The organism is Micromonospora sp. WMMC273 (assembly GCF_027460285.1).
Taxonomy (GTDB): domain Bacteria; phylum Actinomycetota; class Actinomycetes; order Mycobacteriales; family Micromonosporaceae; genus Micromonospora; species Micromonospora aurantiaca.
Window position 1 is genome coordinate 907,472 of the sequence record NZ_JAPZBE010000001.1, and the last position, 18,486, is coordinate 925,957.

Sequence of the window (18,486 nt, forward strand, 5' to 3'; positions counted from 1 at the left end):
AGCTGAGCCGGCCCGCCGATCAGCCCGTCAGGGTGCCCCTCAGCAGGCTGTCGCCGGAGTGGCCGGGCTTGTTGTCGTACTGCTCCGCGCTGACGTCGACCACGGTGTAGGTACGCAGGTCGACGTTCGGGGGGATCGGCAGGAGCGCGTCCCCTGATCCGTTGCTCAGCGTACCCACGGAGAACATATCCATCGTGTTCGGATCGATCAGCCAGACCTCGTAGTACCCCGGAACGGTCGGGAGATTCGCCACGTGCAGATGCAATCGGTTGTCGCCGAGCACCCGGGCGTCGCCGGAGGCGTCCTTCGGCGTCGAACCGAACGCGGCGAGCGGCGCGCTGGCCAGCACAGACGGCTGCGGATCGGCCGGCTCGCCACCACCGCCGCCGCCGAGCACCGCGGCCGTACCGGCCACGCCGATCACCGCGGCGGCGGTGGCGGTGACCGCCGTGGTCGCCCACCCGGGCCAGCGCCGGGTCCGCCGCGGACGACGTGCCACGACGGGTACGGCGGCCGGCTCCACCGGGTCGGCCGGGCGCGGCAGGCGCCGATCGGTCAGCGTCGGCAGCTCCTCGGCGGCCCGGATCTCGGCCACGATGCCCTGCCAGATGTGCTCGGGCGGGTCGGGCAGCTCGGCCAGTCCCTGCGTGCCCGCGCCGAGCCCGGCGACGTGCTGGAGCGTCTCCATCTCGCCCCGGCAGTGGTCGCAGGTGTCCAGATGGGTGGCCTCGCCGTCAGCCGCCTCGCTCTCACCGAGCGCCAGAAAGACCAGCCGGTCGTGGTCCAGGTGCTGCACCGTCCACCTCCCATCTGCGTTTCAGGCTCTGCATGCCGCGTCTGATGTGACTCTTGACGGTGCCGAGCGGCACTCCGGTCACCGCCGCGATCTGCTGATGTGTCAGGTCGTCGTAGAACGCCAGCTCCAGCATCCGGCGCTGCTCGTCGGGAAGCCGGGCCAGCTCGTCGGCGACCACCAGCCGGTCGACCACCGTGTCCGGGTCGGGGCCGGTGGAGACCGGTTCCGGCAGTTGCTTCACCGTCTCGACCACCCGGGTCTCCCGGGCCGAGGCCCGGATCCGGTCGACCACCTTGCGCCGCCCGATTCCGAGCAGCCAGCCGACCAGTGAGCCTTTCGCCGGGTCGAACGTCTCCCGGCCGAGCCAGGCGGCGACGAACGTCGCCTGGGTCACGTCCTCGGCGTCACTGCGGTTCACGAGCGTCGTGGTGGCCAGGTGCAGCACCGCCCGCCCGTACCTGTCGTACGCCTCTCGCAGGGCCGCCTCGTCGCCGTCGCGGAACCGGGTGGCGAGGTCGTCCTCGCCCGGCGGTTCGGGGCCCTGCCTGGCCGCCGTCACCGGGCGGCTCGCCTTCCGTGGGGCATGCCCGACTGTAACTCCCACAGCCCTCGCCCCACTCTCCCGGTGTGTCGGTCACGACCCTCGTCACCTCTCCTTCGTCGCCGGAGGGTCCGGCGGATGCGCCCGGAGACGGGAAAAAGAAATCGGATCCGGGCGCATCCGGGGGCGACGGAGCCGGCGTAACCCGTTCTGCAAGCCAGGCCTGACGAATCAGCATCAACCACCAGGAGGCAGACAATGCAGTACGCGATGTTCCGTCGGGTCGCCGCGGGCGGCGCGGTGGCCGCCCTCACCTTCGCCGGCGTCGGCGCCGCCACCATGAGCCCGGCCTACGCCGCCTCGTCGAAGGTCTCCGTGGTCCACGGCATCCCGGACACCCCGGTCGACGTGTACGTCAACGGCGAGAAGACGCTGAACAACTTCAAGCCCGGTGACGTGGCCGGCCCGCTCACCCTGCCCGAGGGGGAGTACGACATCGCCCTGACCAAGCCCGGTGAGGCGGTCGACAAGGCGATCCTGAAGGTGGACGACGCGAAGGTGCCGGGCGGGGCGAACATCAGCCTCGCCGCCCACCTGAGCGCCGCCGGCGAGCCGCAGATCACCCCGTTCGTCAACGACGTGTCCAAGGTGGGTGCCGGCAAGGCCCGGCTGATCGTCCGGCACACCGCCGCCGCCCCGGCCGTCGACGTGCGGGCCGGCGGCAAGCCGGTCTTCGAGGACCTGACCAACCCGAAGGAGGCGAAGGCGGACGTGGCCGCCGGCTCGGTCGAGGCGGACGTGGTGCTCGCCGGCACCGACACCGTCGCCATCGGCCCGGCCGACCTGAACCTGAAGGAGGGCACCGCCACCATCGTCTACGCGATCGGCTCGGCCGAGGCGAAGAACCTGAGCGTGGTCGCCCAGACCATCAACGGGCTGCACTCGGCGCCGGGCGGCGTGCCCAGCGGCACCGGCGGCCAGGCCGGCACCGGCGTGGACACCTGGTGGTACGTGCTGGCCGGGGCCGGCGTGCTGCTCCTGGTCGGCGGCGGGGCGCGGGTGGCGGCAACCGCCCGGGCCGGTCGCCGGTGACGGTGCGCAACCGCGGGGCGCTGGCGGCGATGGCCGCCGGCGCCGCCGCGCTCATCCTGGCGACGGTGGTGGCGTGCGGATCGGAGCCCGCCGAGGACGTCGGCGGCGACGAGGTGACCGCCCTGGCGAGCGCCACACCCACGCCCACGCCGGCGGCGACCGGCGGCGGTTCGGTCCCGGTGAACCCGGGGACGCTGCCCGGCGACAGCGAGATCGTGCCGCCGGTGAAGCTGAGCATCCCGCCGATCCGGGTCACCGCGACAGTCAACCCGGTCGGCGTCAACGAGCGCACCGACGAGTTCGAGGTGCCGCCCAGCGTGGACCAGGTCGGCTGGTACCGCTACGGCCCCGGCCTGGAGGCCGGCGCCGGCTCGGTGGTGATCGCCGGGCACGTGGACAGTGCCGAGCAGGGCAAGGGCGCGTTCTTCCGGCTGCGTGAGCTGGGCCAGGGGGACGAGCTCACCGCCACCGGCTCGGACGGCCGCGAGCGCGCCTACCGGGTGGTGGCCCGGGAGGAGTACCGCAAGTCGAAGATCCCGCTGGAGCGGTACTTCGCGCGCGACGGGAAGCCCCGCCTCACGCTGATCACCTGCGGCGGGCCGTTCGACGCGAAGACCCGCAGCTACCGGGACAACATCGTGATCACAGCCGTTCCCGCGTGATCACGGGCGTTCCGCGTGAGCGGCCGGACCGCCCCGGGTGGGACGGGGCGGTCCGGCCCCCGGCGCCGGGTACGCAGGCCGTTAGGCTGAACCGTGATGGCATACCTTGATCACGCGGCGACGACCCCGATGCTGGACGAGGCACTCGAGGCGTACGTCGCCGTCGCCCGCGAGGTGGGCAACGCGTCGTCGTTGCACGCGGCGGGTCGCCGGGCCCGGCGACGGGTGGAGGAGTCCCGCGAGCGGGTGGCCGCCGCGCTCGGTGCCCGCCCCTCCGAGGTGATCTTCACCGGCGGCGGTACGGAGAGCGACAACCTCGCCGTGAAGGGCGTCTTCTGGGCCCGTCGCGCCGGCCGGGCCGAGCGGGTCCGGGTGGTCTCCAGCGCGGTCGAGCACCACGCCGTCCTCGACGCGGTGGACTGGCTGGTCGAGCACGAGGGCGCGGAGGTCGGCCGGCTGCCGGTCGACGCGGCCGGGCGGATCGACCCGGAACGCCTGCGCGCCGAGCTGGCCGAGCACGGCGAGCGCGTCGCTGTGGTCACCGCCATGTGGGCGAACAACGAGGTGGGCACCGTCCAGCCGGTGGCCGAGCTGGCCGCCGTCGCCGCCGAGCACGGGGTGCCGTTCCACACCGACGCCATCCAGGCGGTCGGGCAGGTACCTGTCGACTTCGCCGCCAGCGGCGTGTCGGCGCTCACCGTGACCGGGCACAAGCTCGGCGGCCCGGCCGGCGTGGGTGCGCTGCTGCTGGCCCGCGACGTGGCGGCCACCCCGCTGCTGCACGGCGGCGGCCAGGAGCGTGACGTGCGGTCCGGGACGCTCGACACCGCGGGCATCGTCGCCTTCGCGGTCGCCGTCGAGGCCGCGGTGAAGGGCCAGCAGGAGTACGCGGCCCGCGTCGCCGCGCTGCGCGACGAACTGGTCGAGCGGGTCCGGCAGGCCGTCCCCGAAGTGATCTTCAACGGCGACCCGGCCGATCGGCTCCCCGGCAACGCGCACTTCTCGTTCCCCGGCTGCGAGGGGGACGCGCTGCTGCTGCTCCTGGACGCCCAGGGCATCGCCTGCTCGACCGGGTCGGCCTGCTCCGCCGGGGTGGCGCAGCCCTCGCACGTCCTGCTGGCGATGGGTGCCGACGACGACCGGGCCCGGTCCTCGCTGCGCTTCACGCTCGGCCACACGAGCACCGGCGCGGACGTGGACGCGCTGATCGCCGCGCTTCCGGCGGCGGTGGAGCGCGCCCGCCGCGCGGCCGCCCTCCGTACGCCCCGCTGACCCGGATACCCTCGGTGAGGACGAGGGGAGTGGGCCGGTGAGGGTTCTGGCGGCGATGTCGGGCGGGGTGGACTCCGCCGTCGCGGCGGCACGGGCGGTGGAGGCCGGGCACGACGTGACAGGCGTGCACCTGGCGCTGGCCCGTAACCCGCAGACGTACCGCACCGGCGCCCGGGGCTGCTGCACGCTGGAGGACTCCCGGGACGCCCGGCGCGCCGCCGACGTGCTCGGCATCCCGTTCTACGTGTGGGACATGGCCGACCGGTTCCACGACGACGTGGTGGACGACTTCGTGGCCGAGTACGCCGCCGGTCGTACCCCGAATCCCTGCCTGCGCTGCAACGAGAAGATCAAGTTCGCCGCGGTGCTGGACCGGGCCGTGGCCCTGGGCTTCGACGCGGTGGTGACCGGCCACCACGCCCGGCTCGGCGCCGACGGCCTTCTGCGGCGCAGCGTCGACGCGGCCAAGGACCAGTCGTACGTGCTGGCGGTGCTGACCCGCGCGCAGCTCGACCGGTCGATCTTCCCGCTGGGCGACTCGACGAAGGCCGAGGTGCGCGCGGAGGCCGCCCGGCGCGGCCTGGCGGTGGCCGACAAGCCCGACTCGCACGACATCTGCTTCATCGCCGACGGCGACACCCGCGGCTTCCTCGCGGAGCGGCTCGGTGAGGCGCCGGGCCAGGTGGTGGACGCGCTCACCGGCGCGGTGGTGGGCAGCCACAGCGGCGCCTACCAGTACACCGTCGGGCAGCGGCGCGGCCTGCACCTGGACCGCCCGGCGCCGGACGGCCGCCCCCGCTACGTGCTGTCCATCACCCCGACCACCAACACGGTGACCGTCGGCCCGGCCGAGGCGCTGGAGGTCTCGGACGTGCGCGCCACGCGCCCGGTGTGGACCGGCGGGCCACGCCCGGACGGGCCGGTCGAGTGCGAGGTGCAGCTGCGGGCCCACGGCGACGTGGTGCCGGCCGCCGTCGAGGTCGACGCCGACGGCCTGCGCGCGTCGCTGCGCCGCCCGGTCCGCGGTGTCGCCGCCGGCCAGGCGATCGTGGCCTACCGGCCGGACCCGGCCGGCGACGTGGTCCTCGGCTCCGCCACCATCACCGCCGCCTGACCTCGTACGGGCAGCGGATAGGCTGCGGCCGTGACTGAGCAGGCGTGGCCCTGGCCCACCGGCGCGGCGACCGGGATCGGGTCGCTGCCCGGCACCGACATCGCCGAGGCGCAGCGGATCGTGCTCGGCGAGCTGCCCGCCCTGCCGCACCTGCCCGAACTGCCCGCCCGAGGGCCGGGCGCGGACCTCGTCGGCCGCAGCGCCGGCCTGCTCGTCGAACTGCCTGTCGAGCTGTACGCGGCCCGCTGGCGCATCGCCCCGCGCCCCGGCCGGGACCTGCGCCGCGCCCGCGACCTGATGGAACGCGACCTCGACCAGCTGGCCGAGCAGGCCGAGGAGTACGCCGGCCCGGTCAAGGTCCAGGCCGCCGGGCCGTTCACCCTGGCCGCCGCGCTGGAGCTGCCGATCGGCGGCCGGATGCTGCGCGACCCCGGCGCGGTACGCGACCTCGCCGGTTCGCTCGGCGAAGGGCTGCGCGGGCACGTCGAGGCGGTGACCCGGCGGCTGCCCCGCGCCTCGGTGCTGCTCCAGCTCGACGAGCCGTCCCTGCCGGCGGTGCTGGCCGGGCGGGTGCCCACCGAGAGCGGCCTCGGCACCCACCGTCCGGTGGAGACCGAGGTGGCGCGGGCGCTGCTGCGCGACGTGATCGAGGCGGCCGGCGTACCGGCGCTCGTGCACTGCTGCGCGCCGGACGTACCGCTGGAGCTGATCCGCTCCGCCGGTGCGGCAGGCGTCGCGCTCGACCTGTCGCTGGTCACCGACCTCGACCCGCTCGGCGAGGCGATCGACGCCGGGCTCGGGCTGCTGGCCGGCGCCGCGCCGACGCTGCCGCCGCCGTCCGGCCGGGCGCCGACGTCGGCCCAGGTCGCCGACCGGGTGCGGCGGGTCTGGGACCAGCTCGGCTTCCCTCGCCGCCGGCTGGCCGAGCAGGTGGTGGTCACTCCCGCGTGCGGCCTGGCCGGCGCCACCCCGGGGTACGCCCGCGCGGTGCTCACCGCCTGCCGCGACGCGGGCCGGCGGCTCGCCGAGGACTGACGTTTTTCCGTCGTACCCGCCGGGCACGATGACCGGCATGATTGGACGACTGCGTTCCACAGTGATCGACTGCCCCGATCCGCACGCGCTCGCCGCCTTCTACTCCGAGCTGCTCGGCCTGCCGCTGGTGGAGGAGAACTCCGACGGCGACGAGTGGGTGGTGCTCGGCGGTCCACCCGGGCACCAGCCACGGGTGGCCTTCCAACGGGCGCCGGGCCTGCGCGCCCCCGACTGGCCCGACCCGGCCCGGCCGCAGCAGTTCCACCTCGACGTGACAGTCGACGACATCGAGGCGGCCGAGAAGGCGGCGCTGGCGCTCGGCGCGCGGCGGCTACCGGGCGAGGGGGAGGGCTTCCGGGTCTACGCCGACCCGGCCGGCCACCCGTTCTGCCTCTGCTGGGACTGATCTTCCCCGGCTTGCGTGGTGGGGGCATGATCGCCACCGTGACCGCCTCCACCGCCACCGGCCGCGCCGCCGGTTCGCTGTTCGGCCTGGCCTACGGCGACGCCCTGGGCAAGCCGACCGAGTTCCTCACCGTCACCGAGATCGTCCGCCGCTACGGTCCGGCCGGTCCGCGCGAGCTGACCGGCGACCCGGCCCTGGTCACCGACGACACCCAGATGGCGCTCGCCGTGGCGTGGGCGCTGTACGACGCGCCCGCGTACACGGCCGAGGCGGTGGAGCCGCTGCTGCGGCAGCGCTTCGTCGACTGGTCCATCAGCCCGGAGAACAACCGCGCCCCCGGCATGACCTGCCTGCGGGCCTGCGCCGAGCTGGCCCGGGGTGCCCGCTGGCAGGAGGCCACTGTCGCCGGCTCGAAGGGCTGCGGCGCTAACATGCGCGTCACCCCGGTCGGGCTGCTCGACGTCGACCTGGACACGATGGCCGGGCTGGCCCAGCTCCAGGCCGGCCTCACCCACGGCCATCCGACCGGGCTGGCGGCGAGCGAGCTGACCGCGTACGCGGTCCGGCTGCTGCGCGACGGCGCTGCGCTGCCGGAACTGCCCGGCCTGCTCACCGATCGGGCCCGGGAGCAGCGCACGGTCTACCGCGACGACTGGCTCGGTGACCTGTGGCAGCGGCCCGGCGAGAGCAGCGCGGCCGAGTTCGTCGCCCGGGGCTGGGACGACTGCCTGCGCGTGCTCGGCCGGCTGGAGGCGGCGCTGGCCCGCCCGGACGACGGCGGCGACCCGTGCCGGCTCACCGGCGAGGGGTGGATCGCCGAGGAGGCGCTCGCCACCGCGTTGCTCTGCGCGCTGCGCCACCGCGACGACCCGGTCGGCGCGCTGGCCCGGGGCGCCACCACGGCCGGTGACTCGGACTCCATCGCCGCGCTGGCCGGCGCGTTCGTCGGCGCCGCGTACGGCATCGCCGCCTGGCCCGCCGGGTGGGCCGGCCGGATCGAGTACGCCGGTCAGCTCACCGCGCTCGCCGCCGCGTTCGACGGGGAGGCGTCCGGCGGCGGCTCCCGCGGCGAGGGGTGACGCGCTCGCTCAGCCGGCGAGGTGGCTCAGCCGCCGGACACCACGCCACAGGTCCGGGTCGCAGGTGCCGGCCCGGTCGGCGAACGCGCCCAGCGGCACCGGGATCGGCTCGCTCACGTCGAGGTAGCTGTCGTGGTCGGCGCCCGGATCCCAGTCCCGGGTCGGGATCGGCAGGTGGTCGTCCCGGTCCGACTTGTCCTGGCTGGTGATCTTCAGTACCTCGGCGTCCCCGCCGTCGACCCGCAGCACCAGACAGGGACGCACCTTCGAACCGGTCCCGTCGGCGTACGGCACGTCGGCCCACCAGATCTCCCCGGGGCGCGGCTCGTCCCGGTCCCGCCCGGCGCCCCGGGGCCTCGGCGCCGCGCCGGCGCGGTCACCCCGTGGCCCGGTGCCGGCCCGCTCGTCGCCGCGCCCTCCGCCGGGCCGGTCGGTGCCGGTCCGGCCGCCACGCCCGGTGTCCCGCCGCCCGTCGGCCCGGCCGCGCGTGCCGGCGGCGCGGTCGGCCGCGCGGCGGCGCCACTCGTTCCACAGCCAGCCGGCCGCGACGCAGGCCACGATCACCAGCGCCCAGATCACCCCGTCGCGCATCCGCCGCCCGCCTTCCGACCGTTGTCGCCCACTACCGCCGACGCGATCGTCGCACGGCCGCGGCGGACCCGCCCGGGTGGCGCGGCGGGCACCGGTCCGCCCTGCTCGGCGCAGGTGACCGGACGGCTGTCACAGCCGACCGCTACGGTTCTCGGGTAGCACCAACACGGGAGGTCGACAGCGGTGTCCGAAGGCGGCGGCGTGTCCGAAGAAGCGGTTCCCCCAGCGGTCGACGCGGCCCAGGACGCGGCGGCCGGCGCCGAGCCGACCCCGGCGGCCCGGGAGCGGCACGCCACGCTCAGCCAGGAGCTGACCGAACACCAGTACCGCTACTACGTCCTCGACGCGCCGACCGTCACCGACGCCGAGTTCGACGAGCAGCTGCGGGAGCTGGAGGCGCTGGAGGCCGAATACCCGGCGCTGCGCACCCCCGACTCACCCACCCAGCGGGTCGGCGGCACCTTCTCCACCGACTTCACCCCGGTCGCGCACGCCGAGCGGATGCTCTCGCTCGACAACGCCTTCGCCGACGAGGAACTGGCCGCCTGGTCCGAGCGGGTCGAGCGGGACGCCGGCGGCCCGGTGCCCTACCTGTGCGAGCTGAAGGTCGACGGGCTCGCCATCAACCTCACCTACTCCAAGGGCCGGCTGGTGCGCGCGGCCACCCGGGGCGACGGCCGCACCGGCGAGGACGTCACCGCCAACGTGCGCAGCATCAAGGGTGTGCCGGCCCGGCTGACCCCGGCCGACGACTTCCCCGACGTGCCCGATCTCCTGGAGGTGCGCGGCGAGATCTACTTCCCGGTGGCCGCGTTCGCCGACCTGAACGCGAGCCTGGTCGAGCAGGGCAAGGCGCCGTTCGCCAACCCGCGCAACGCCGCCGCCGGCAGCCTGCGGCAGAAGGACCCCCGGGTGACCGCCTCCCGCCCGCTGCGCCTTGTGGTGCACGGCATCGGCGCGCGCACCGGGTTCCGGCCGGCCGCGCAGTCCGAGTCGTACGCCGCGCTCAAGGCGTGGGGGCTGCCCACCAGCGACCGGTGGCGGGTGGTGGACGACCTGGCCGGCGTCGCTGACTACATCGCCTACTACGGCAAGCACCGGCACGACGTCGAGCACGAGATCGACGGCGTGGTGGTCAAGGTCGACCCGGTCTCCATCCAGGGCCGCCTCGGCTCGACCAGCCGCGCGCCCCGCTGGGCGATCGCCTTCAAATATCCGCCGGAGGAGGTGAACACCAAGCTGCTCGACATCGAGGTGGAGGTCGGGCGCACCGGCCGGGTCACCCCGCGCGCCGTGCTCGAACCGGTCCGGGTGGCCGGCTCCACCGTCGCCTACGCCACCCTGCACAACGCCCGCGAGGTCGAGCGCAAGGGCGTGCTCATCGGCGACACGGTGGTGCTGCGCAAGGCCGGCGACGTGATCCCCGAGGTGCTCGGCCCGGTGGTCGAGTTGCGCCCGGCCGACGCCCGCCCGTTCGTCATGCCGACCACCTGCCCGGCCTGCGGCACCCCGCTCGCGCCGGCCAAGGAGAGCGACGTCGACATCCGCTGCCCCAACGGGCGCGCCTGCCCCGGTCAGATCCGCGAGCGGGTCTTCTACCTGGCCAGCCGCAAGGTGCTCGACATCGAGGTGCTCGGCGAGAGGGGCGCGGCGGCGCTTCTGGACGCCCAGATCATCACCAACGAGGGCGACCTGTTCCAGCTCGACGCCGAGCAGTTGAGCCGGTCGCCGTTCTTCGTCAACAAGGACGGCAGCCTGGGCAGCAACGCCACCAAGCTGCTCGAGAACCTCGCCGAGGCCAAGGAACGCGACCTGTGGCGCGTGCTGGTGGCGCTGTCCATCCGGCACGTCGGCCCGACCGCCGCCCAGGCGCTCGCCCGGCACTTCCGCTCGGTCGCCGCGATCGAGGCCGCCGGTGAGGAGGAGCTGTCCTCCGTGGACGGCGTCGGCCCGACCATCGCCGCGAGCGTGAAGGAGTGGTTCGCCGTCGACTGGCACCGCGACGTGGTGCGCAAGTGGGCCGAGGCGGGCGTCCGGATGGCCGAGGAGGCCGCCGACGAGGGGCCGCGACCGCTCGACGGCGTCACTGTGGTGGTCACCGGCACGCTGAGCGGGTTCAGCCGCGACCAGGCGGCCGAGGCGATCCAGGTCCGGGGCGGCAAGGTGACCGGCTCGGTCTCCAAGAAGACGGGTTTCGTGGTGGTCGGCGACAACCCCGGCTCCAAGGCCGACAAGGCCGCCACCCTGAAACTGCCGATCCTCGACGAGGACGGCTTCCGGGTGCTGCTCGACTCCGGCCCGGAGGCGGCCCGCGAGGTGGCCCGGGTGGAGGACTGACAGGCTGGTCACAGCTTTCGTCCGGCGGATACCAAGTTAATTACGACTCCGACCGATTCGTGACTGTCGTGTCGGGGAAATCGCCTCGGAGGGCGTTTCATTGGCGTACGACGCGTGACGGCGCGCGCCAGGACGTTCCCCGGGAGGTGCGATGGAGACCGGCGACCCGCGTAACTCCGTCCCGCCCGGGCGGAGCGGGCCGTTCTTCGGCTTCGTCGCCGCGATCGGCGCGGTCGCTCTGCTGGTCTCGGCCGGGCCGCTCGTCGCGCTCACCGACCGGCTGACCGAGCTGCCGGCCGCGTTCTGGACGATGGCGGTGCTCGCCGTCGCCTGCGACGCCCGCCCGTTCGTCCCGCCCGGCCGCCGGCAGACGTCTGCGGTGTTCCCGTCGACCTGCTTCACCTTCGCGATCCTGCTCGGCTGGGGCTTCGGCCCGGCTGTCGCGGTGCAGGCCGTCGCCGTGGCGGTCAGCGGCTGGCGACTCGGGTACGCCCCCTGGCGCACCGGCTTCAACGCCGCGCAGTACGCGTGCGCGCTCGCCGCCGCGTACGCGGTCACCCGGCTCGGTCCGGGCGAGCTGTTCGGCGGAGGCCGGCTGCACTGGACCGACGTGGCGGCGGTGGGCGGCGCGACGCTCGCCTGGTTCGTGGTCAACTACGGGCTGGTCAGCTCCGCGGTCCGGCTGCGTTTCGGCGACAGGTGGTGGCCCAGCGTCCGCAGCGGCCTGGCGTACGAGCTGCTGTCCACCGGTTCGCTGCTGCTGCTCGCGCCGGTGCTGGTGGCCGCGGCCCGGGCCAGCGCGGCGCTGATCCCGCTGGTGCTGGTGCCGCTGTTCGCCGTCTACCGGATGGCCCGGCTCTCCGAGGAGCGGGAACAGCTCGCCGACGTGGACCCGCTCACCGGGCTGCCCAACCGCAAGGCGCTGCTCACCGAGGTGGCCGAGCAGGTGCACCTGCACGGCGAGCGGGCCGCCCGGGGCGCGCCGGACGCGCACCTGGCGCTGCTGCTGCTCGACCTCGACCGGTTCAAGCACGTCAACGACGCGCTCGGGCACGCGGTGGGGGATCGCCTGCTGGTCGAGGTGAGCGCCCGGCTGATGGGCGCTGTGGGCGCCGGTGACATGGTGGCGCGGCTCGGCGGCGACGAGTTCGCCATCGTCGTACCCCGGCTCACCGACATCGACCAGGCCCGCGAGCGGGCCGGCCGGGTGGTCGCCGCGCTCGCCGAACCGGTGCCGCTGGACGGGCTGCCGCTGGACGTGGGCGGCGCCATCGGCATCGCGCTCTACCCGGACCACGGCGAGGACTTCGCCACCCTGATGCGTCACGCCGACGTGGCCATGTACGACGCGAAGCACCGCAACGACACGGTGGCGGTGTACGCGCCGGAGTCCGACCACAACTCGGCCGAGCGCCTCAGTCTGCTGGCCGACCTGCGCCGGGTGCTGGAGTCCGGCCCGTCCGCGCAGGGCGGGGAGACGGTCGGCGTACGCGGGGGTGACGGCGCGGCCCTGACCCCGGCGCTGCCGGTGCGGGCCGACCGCCCGGCCCGCAACCAGCGGCCGGCGCGCGAGGGCGGCCGGGGACGGTCCGGTGACGGGCCGAACCGGTGGCTGCGGCGCCGCCGCGACCGCGCGGAGGAGCGGCACGACGACGACCTGATCGAGCAGATCCTCACCCGCGCCGACCCGATCCGCCGCCGGGCCGCCCGGGCCGGCGCCGGACCGGGTGCGGGTCCGCTCCTGGTCGGCGACGCGGAGTTCGCGCCGGAGACCGCCGACGCCGACGTCACCCAGGACGCGGAGGCGGCCGTGAGCACCGGCGCGCCGGGCGTCATCGGGCCGACCGCCGACGGGAGCACCGCGGCTGAGGCGGACGAGCAGGCCGGGCACCCGGGCGAGATCACCATGTACTACCAGCCGCAGATCGCCATCGCCACCGGCGAGGTGGTGGGCGTCGAGGCGCTGCTGCGCTGGCGGCACCCGCGCCGGGGCATGGTCGACCCGGGCGAGCTGATCCAGGTCGCCGAGCAGAGCGCGGTGATGCGGCTGCTCACCCGCCGCGTGGTCGACGACGTGGTGGAGCAGCTCGCCAAGTGGTCTGCGGCCGGGCTCACGCTGCGGGCCGCGCTCAACGTCAGCGTCCGGGACCTGCACACCGGCGAGATCGCCGACCAGATCGCCGACCGGCTGACCCGGTACGGCGTGCCGCCCGAGCGCCTCCAGGTGGAGATCACCGAGGGCGCGCTGATGGCCGACCCGCGGCGGGTGCTCGCCAGCATCACCCAGTTGCACCGCATCGGCGTCGGCATCGCGCTGGACGACTTCGGCACCGGCTACTCGTCGCTGCAGCACCTGCGCCGGCTCCCGCTGTCCGAGGTGAAGGTGGACAGGTCGTTCGTCCTCGGAATGGCCGAGGACCCGGACGACGCGGCGATCGTCCGCTCGATGATCGAGCTGGCCGGCGCGCTCGGGCTGCGGGTGGTCGCCGAGGGCGTGGAGGACGAGCGCACCTGGCGGCTGCTGCACGCCGCCGGGTGCGACGTGGCGCAGGGCTGGTTCCACGCCCGGCCGATGCCGGCTGAGGACCTGGTGGCCTGGCTGTCCCGCTACCGTCCGGTGCGTCCGGCGGAGGCGGTGGGCCGCGGCGGTCCGGCGCCGGAGGGGGAGTCGAAGGCGTCGTCGTGACGGCGGGACAATAGACTCGCTCCGGTCACCGCGCGTCATCGAGCACGCCCGCACGCGCGGCCGGTCCACCGCAGACGTCTCAGGACAGCCACGAAGGGGGCACTGATGGCCGCCATCTCCCGCGAGGAGGTCGCGCACCTCGCGCGACTGTCGCGGCTCGCCGTCACGGAGGAGGAACTGGACACCTTCGCCGGCCAGCTGGATGTGATCCTCCAGTCGGTCGCGCAGGTCGGCGAGGTCGCCGCGGCGGACATCCCGCCGACGTCCCACTCCGTGCCGCTGACGAACGTGCTCCGCGAGGACGTGGTGCGGCCGGGTCTGACCCCGCAGGAGGCGCTGTCGGGCGCCCCCGACGCCGAGGAGCAGCGGTTCCGCGTCCCGCGGATCCTGGACGAGGATGTGGCCTCATGAGCGAGCTGACGAAGCTGAGCGCCGTGGAGATCGCCGGGCTGGTGGCGAGCGGCGAGACCTCCGCGGTCGAGGTCACCCAGGCCCACCTGGACCGCATCGGCGCCGTCGACGACCGGGTGCACGCGTTCCTGCACGTCGACACCGAGGGAGCGCTGGCCGCCGCGCGTGCCGTGGACGAGCGCCGCGCCGCCGGTGCGGAGCTGGGCCCGCTCGCCGGTGTGCCGGTCGCGGTGAAGGACGTGCTCACCACCAAGGGCGTACCGACCACCGTCGGGTCGAAGATCCTGGAGGGCTGGCGCCCGCCGTACGACTCGACGATCGTCGAGCGGCTGCGCGACGCCGGCACGGTGATGCTCGGCAAGACGAACATGGACGAGTTCGCGATGGGCTCCTCCACCGAATACTCCGCGTACGGGCCGACCCGTAACCCGTGGGACCTGGAGCGGATTCCGGGCGGCTCCGGCGGTGGCAGCGCGGCGGCGCTGGCCGCGTACGAGGCACCGCTGTCGATCGGCTCGGACACCGGCGGCTCGATCCGCCAGCCCGGCGCGGTCACCGGCACCGTCGGCGCGAAGCCCACCTACGGCGGCACCTCCCGCTACGGCCTGGTCGCGTTCTCGTCCTCGCTGGACACGCCCGGCCCGTGCGCGCGTACCGTGCTCGACGCCGCGTTGCTGCACCAGGTGATCGGCGGTCACGACCCGCGCGACTCCACCTCGATCCCGGCCCCGGCGCCGGACGTGGTGGCCGCGGCGCGGCTCGGCGCCACCGGTGACCTGACCGGCGTGAAGCTCGGCGTGGTCACCGAGTTCACCGGTGAGGGCGCGGAGCCGGGCGTGATGGCCGCGTTCCGCGACGCGGCCGAGGCGCTGGCGAAGCTGGGCGCCGAGATCGTCGAGGTCTCCTGCCCGCACTTCAAGTACGCGCTGCCGGCGTACTACCTGATCGCGCCCAGCGAGTGCTCCTCCAACCTGGCCCGGTTCGACGGCGTCCGGTTCGGCCTGCGGGTCGGCGACGACGGCAACCGGTCGCTGGAGGAGGTCATGTCGCTGACCCGCGAGGCCGGCTTCGGCCCCGAGGTCAAGCGCCGCATCATGATCGGCACGTACGCGCTCTCGTCGGGCTACTACGACGCCTACTACGGCCAGGCGCAGAAGGTCCGCACGCTCATCACTCGGGACTTCACCAGCGCGTTCGAGCAGGTCGATGCGCTGATCTCGCCGACCACGCCGTTCGTGGCGTTCCCGATCGGTTCGCGTACCGCCGACCCGTACCAGATGTACCTGGCCGACCTGTTCACCATCCCGACGAACCTGTACGGCGGCCCGGCCATCTCGGTGCCGTGCGGCCTGTCCGACGGGCTCCCGGTCGGCTTCCAGATCATGGCGCCGACGATGGCCGACGACCGGATGTACCGGGTCGCGGCCGCGCTGGAGGGCGCCGTCGGCACGCTCACCCCGCCGGCGCTCTGAACCAAGCGGTACGGAGGCGGCCCGGCCGCCTCCGTACCGACACGGTGATCACCGATCAGTGGATTGCCCGGGGTCACTGGCACTGGTCGAATAGACTCCGAGTCTGCTGATTCGACTGGACTGTGGCCCGCTGGCGGACGCGAGCGGTTCCGACCGAGAGCTGGATGTGCGATGGGGACACTTCGCCCGGTCATGGCCCTGACGATGGTCGTCGCGTTGCTGCTGGGCGCCGGTCAACCGGCCGCCGCGCAACCGGCTACCGCCGCCACCGAGACCGTCACCATCACGTCGGGCAAGCCCCGGTCGGTGATGGTGATCGGGCAGGTCTACGCGATCCACACCGTCGAGGCGACGGGTGGCACCGGGCCGTACTCGTTGACAGTGGTGTCGGGCGGCCTGCCGACGGGGATGCTCGTGGTGGGGACGTCGCTCGGTGGTGCGCCGACCACGCCGGGGACCTACACGTTCACGCTGCGGATGACCGACAAGAACGGCCTCTTCGACGAGCAGACGGCGACGATCGAGGTACGCGAACCGAATGTCGTCATCACGTCGGGCAAGCCCCGGTCGCCCATGTACCTCGGCCGGGTGTACGCGATCCACACCGTCGAGGCGACGGGTGGCACCGGGCCGTACTCGTTGACAGTGGTGTCGGGCGGCCTGCCGACGGGGATGCTCGTGGTGGGGACGTCGCTCGGTGGTGCGCCGACCACGCCGGGCACGTACACGTTCACGTTACGGATGACCGACAAGAACGGCCGCTTCGACGAGCAGAACGCCACTGTCGTCGTCGCCGAGGCAGCGGCCGCGTTCACCTCCGGCGAACCGCCCGCTGCCACCGTCGGAAAGCGGTACTCCTTCCGGTTCACCGCCGACGGCGACTCGGACATCGTGTTCGCCCTGGCCGCCGGGGCCCTGCCGGACGGCCTCACCCTCGACGACAAGGGCAAGCTCAGCGGCACCCCGAGCAAGGCCGGTACGTTCGCCTTCACCGTCGGCGCGAAGGGGTACAGCACCAGCGCCACGAAGGAGGTGTCGCTGACCGTCGCCGCCCGCACCCCGGCCACCCCCACGGCCTCCCCGACCGGCTCGACGCCCGACCCGGACGACCCGACTGCGACGCCGACGCCGAGCGACCCGGCCGCCACGCCGTCGGAGAGCAGCCTCCCCGCGACGCCCCAGCCGACGCCCTCGCCGTCGAAGGTGAGCGGCGCGTGGCTGCCGATCACCGGACCGGGTTCGCCGCTCGTCCTGCTGCTGCTGAGCGTCGTGGCCTTCTCCATCGGCGGCATCCTGCTCGTTCTGGCCTACAACCGCCGGCGGACCTTCACCACACCCGAGTGACACCCGGCCCGGGCCCGGTCCCCGTCGCGGGGCCCGCGCGGTGATCTCGAAGCCCGGCAGCGGGGTGGCCGGGCCAGCCGATTAGGCTGGAACGGTTCTGTCCGGATCGCGCCTGGAGCTCAGATGACGACGACACTGCCCGCGTACGACGAGGTCGTCGCGCGCTTCGAACCGGTGATCGGCCTGGAGACCCACGTCGAGCTGGGCACGAACACCAAGATGTGGTGCGGCTGCCCGACCGACTTCGGCGGCGAGCCGAACACCCGGGTCTGCCCGGTCTGCCTCGGCCTGCCCGGTTCGCTGCCGGTGGCGAACAAGGCCGCCATCGAGGCGACCATCCGGATCGGGCTGGCGCTGAACTGCTCGATCGCGCAGTGGTGCCGGTTCGCCCGGAAGAACTACTTCTACCCGGACATGCCGAAGAACTTCCAGATCAGCCAGTACGACGAGCCGCTGTGCTTCGACGGCTACCTGGACGTCGAGGTCAACGGCGAGCTGGTGCGCATCGGCATCGAGCGGGTGCACCTGGAGGAGGACACCGGCAAGACGCTGCACGTCGGCGGCGCCACCGGTCGCATCCACGGCGCCACCGAGTCGCTCGTCGACTACAACCGGGCCGGCATCCCGCTCGTCGAGATCGTCACCAAGCCCATCCCCGGCACCGGCGCGCTCGCGCCCGAGGTCGCCCGCGCGTACGTCGCCGAGCTGCGTGACGTGATCCGCTCGCTCGGCGTCTCCGACGTGCGGATGGAGGAGGGCTCGCTGCGCTGTGACGTCAACACCTCCCTCAACCGGCCGGGTGAGGAGTGGGGCACCCGCACCGAGACCAAGAACGTCAACTCGCTGCGCTCGGTCGAGCGGGCGGTGCGTTCGGAGATGCTGCGCCAGGCGTCGGTGCTGGAGGCCGGTGGGCGAATCACTCAGGAGACCCGGCACTTCCACGAGGACACCGGGGACACCACGTCGGGCCGGTCCAAGGAGACCGCCACCGACTACCGGTACTTCCCGGAGCCGGACCTGGTGCCGCTCGCCCCGGACACCGCGTGGGTGGCCGAGCTGAAGGCGGCCCTGCCGGAGCTGCCGCGGCTGCGCCGCAAGCGGATCCAGCAGGAGTGGGGCCTGTCCGACCTCGACATGCAGTCGGTGGTCAACGCCGGAGCGGTCGAGCTGATCGAGGCGACTGTTGCCGCCGGTGCCACCCCTGCCGCCGCCCGGAAGTGGTGGCTGGGTGAGCTGTCCCGCCGCGCCAACGAGACCGGCGTGGAGCTGGCCGACGTGGGCGCCACCCCGGCCCAGGTCGCCGAGCTGCAGGGCCTCGTCGACGCCGGCCAGCTCAACGACAAGCTGGCCCGTACCGTGCTGGAGGGCGTGGTGGCCGGCGAGGGCTCGCCGACCGAGATCATGACCAACCGCAACCTGGAGGTCGTCTCGGACACCGGCGCGCTCACCGCCGCCGTGGACGAGGCGATCGCCGCCAACCCGGACGTCGCCGACAAGATCCGCAGCGGCAAGGTCGCGGCGGCCGGCGCGCTGGTCGGCGCGGTCATGAAGACCACCCGCGGCCAGGCGGACGCGAAGACCGTCCGCGAGCTGATCCTGGCGCGCCTCGGCGCCTGATCCGGTCGTGTGGGCCCTTTCCCGGCAGGGG

16 protein-coding genes are annotated in these 18,486 nt (G+C 74.0%); 13 read left to right on the forward strand and 3 right to left on the reverse strand.

All coding sequences use genetic code 11. The features are described 5' to 3' along the window. Positions 1-19: 19 nt before the first annotated feature. Together O7611_RS04445 and O7611_RS04450 are read right to left on the reverse strand one after the other, a co-directional pair. Positions 20-796 (reverse strand): anti-sigma factor, encoded by a 777-nt coding sequence (locus O7611_RS04445; RefSeq protein WP_269696262.1) that lies wholly within the window; start codon positions 794-796, stop codon positions 20-22. After that, positions 750-1,355, reverse strand: a complete 606-nt coding sequence (locus O7611_RS04450; protein ID WP_013284457.1) for an RNA polymerase sigma factor — start codon at positions 1,353-1,355, stop codon at positions 750-752. The genes O7611_RS04445 and O7611_RS04450 overlap by 47 nt, the downstream gene beginning before the upstream one ends. 240 nt (positions 1,356-1,595) lie before the next feature. Between O7611_RS04450 and O7611_RS04455 the strand changes: the two genes are divergently transcribed. The 7 genes from O7611_RS04455 (at position 1,596) to O7611_RS04485 (ending at position 7,997) form a co-directional block, all read left to right on the forward strand. Further along, the gene (locus O7611_RS04455; RefSeq protein ID WP_194799623.1) at positions 1,596-2,429 is read left to right on the forward strand and encodes a DUF4397 domain-containing protein; all 834 of its coding nucleotides are present in this window, start codon (positions 1,596-1,598) and stop codon (positions 2,427-2,429) included. Then, positions 2,426-3,091: a class F sortase gene (locus tag O7611_RS04460; RefSeq protein ID WP_194799624.1), complete on the forward strand. Its 666-nt coding sequence runs from the start codon at positions 2,426-2,428 to the stop codon at positions 3,089-3,091. The genes O7611_RS04455 and O7611_RS04460 overlap by 4 nt, the downstream gene beginning before the upstream one ends. 96 nt (positions 3,092-3,187) lie before the next feature. Continuing rightward, the gene (locus O7611_RS04465; protein WP_269696263.1) at positions 3,188-4,363 is read left to right on the forward strand and encodes a cysteine desulfurase family protein; all 1,176 of its coding nucleotides are present in this window, start codon (positions 3,188-3,190) and stop codon (positions 4,361-4,363) included. A 37-nt stretch (positions 4,364-4,400) separates the two neighbouring features. Then, positions 4,401-5,477, forward strand: a complete 1,077-nt coding sequence (gene mnmA, locus O7611_RS04470) for a tRNA 2-thiouridine(34) synthase MnmA (protein WP_013284461.1) — start codon at positions 4,401-4,403, stop codon at positions 5,475-5,477. Positions 5,478-5,507: 30 nt separating this feature from the next. Next, positions 5,508-6,512, forward strand: a complete 1,005-nt coding sequence (locus O7611_RS04475; RefSeq protein ID WP_194799626.1) for a methionine synthase — start codon at positions 5,508-5,510, stop codon at positions 6,510-6,512. Between the two features lie 37 nt (positions 6,513-6,549). After that, positions 6,550-6,918, forward strand: coding sequence for a VOC family protein (locus O7611_RS04480; protein WP_184682833.1), 369 nt, complete (start codon positions 6,550-6,552; stop codon positions 6,916-6,918). 26 nt (positions 6,919-6,944) lie between these two features. Then, complete coding sequence (locus O7611_RS04485) at positions 6,945-7,997, forward strand: ADP-ribosylglycohydrolase family protein (RefSeq protein ID WP_269696264.1); 1,053 nt, start codon at positions 6,945-6,947, stop codon at positions 7,995-7,997. A 9-nt stretch (positions 7,998-8,006) separates the two neighbouring features. Here the strand turns inward: O7611_RS04485 and O7611_RS04490 are convergent, their stop codons facing one another. After that, positions 8,007-8,588, reverse strand: coding sequence for a type II toxin-antitoxin system PemK/MazF family toxin (locus O7611_RS04490; protein WP_194799628.1), 582 nt, complete (start codon positions 8,586-8,588; stop codon positions 8,007-8,009). 183 nt (positions 8,589-8,771) lie between these two features. Between O7611_RS04490 and ligA the strand changes: the two genes are divergently transcribed. From ligA to gatB, 6 genes are all read left to right on the forward strand, one after another. Next, positions 8,772-10,925: an NAD-dependent DNA ligase LigA gene (ligA, locus tag O7611_RS04495; RefSeq protein WP_370584872.1), complete on the forward strand. Its 2,154-nt coding sequence runs from the start codon at positions 8,772-8,774 to the stop codon at positions 10,923-10,925. Between the two features lie 151 nt (positions 10,926-11,076). Further along, positions 11,077-13,611 (forward strand): putative bifunctional diguanylate cyclase/phosphodiesterase, encoded by a 2,535-nt coding sequence (locus O7611_RS04500; protein WP_269696265.1) that lies wholly within the window; start codon positions 11,077-11,079, stop codon positions 13,609-13,611. A 105-nt stretch (positions 13,612-13,716) separates the two neighbouring features. Then, entirely contained in the window at positions 13,717-14,022 is a 306-nt protein-coding gene (gatC, locus tag O7611_RS04505) for an Asp-tRNA(Asn)/Glu-tRNA(Gln) amidotransferase subunit GatC (protein WP_013284468.1), read from the forward strand. Next, entirely contained in the window at positions 14,019-15,494 is a 1,476-nt protein-coding gene (gene gatA, locus O7611_RS04510) for an Asp-tRNA(Asn)/Glu-tRNA(Gln) amidotransferase subunit GatA (protein WP_194799631.1), read from the forward strand. Before gatC ends, gatA begins: the two co-directional genes overlap by 4 nt. 192 nt (positions 15,495-15,686) lie before the next feature. Beyond that, the gene (locus O7611_RS04515) at positions 15,687-16,838 is read left to right on the forward strand and encodes a putative Ig domain-containing protein (protein WP_269696266.1); all 1,152 of its coding nucleotides are present in this window, start codon (positions 15,687-15,689) and stop codon (positions 16,836-16,838) included. Positions 16,839-16,961: 123 nt separating this feature from the next. Next, the gene (gene gatB, locus O7611_RS04520) at positions 16,962-18,455 is read left to right on the forward strand and encodes an Asp-tRNA(Asn)/Glu-tRNA(Gln) amidotransferase subunit GatB (protein ID WP_194799633.1); all 1,494 of its coding nucleotides are present in this window, start codon (positions 16,962-16,964) and stop codon (positions 18,453-18,455) included. Positions 18,456-18,486: the final 31 nt, after the last annotated feature.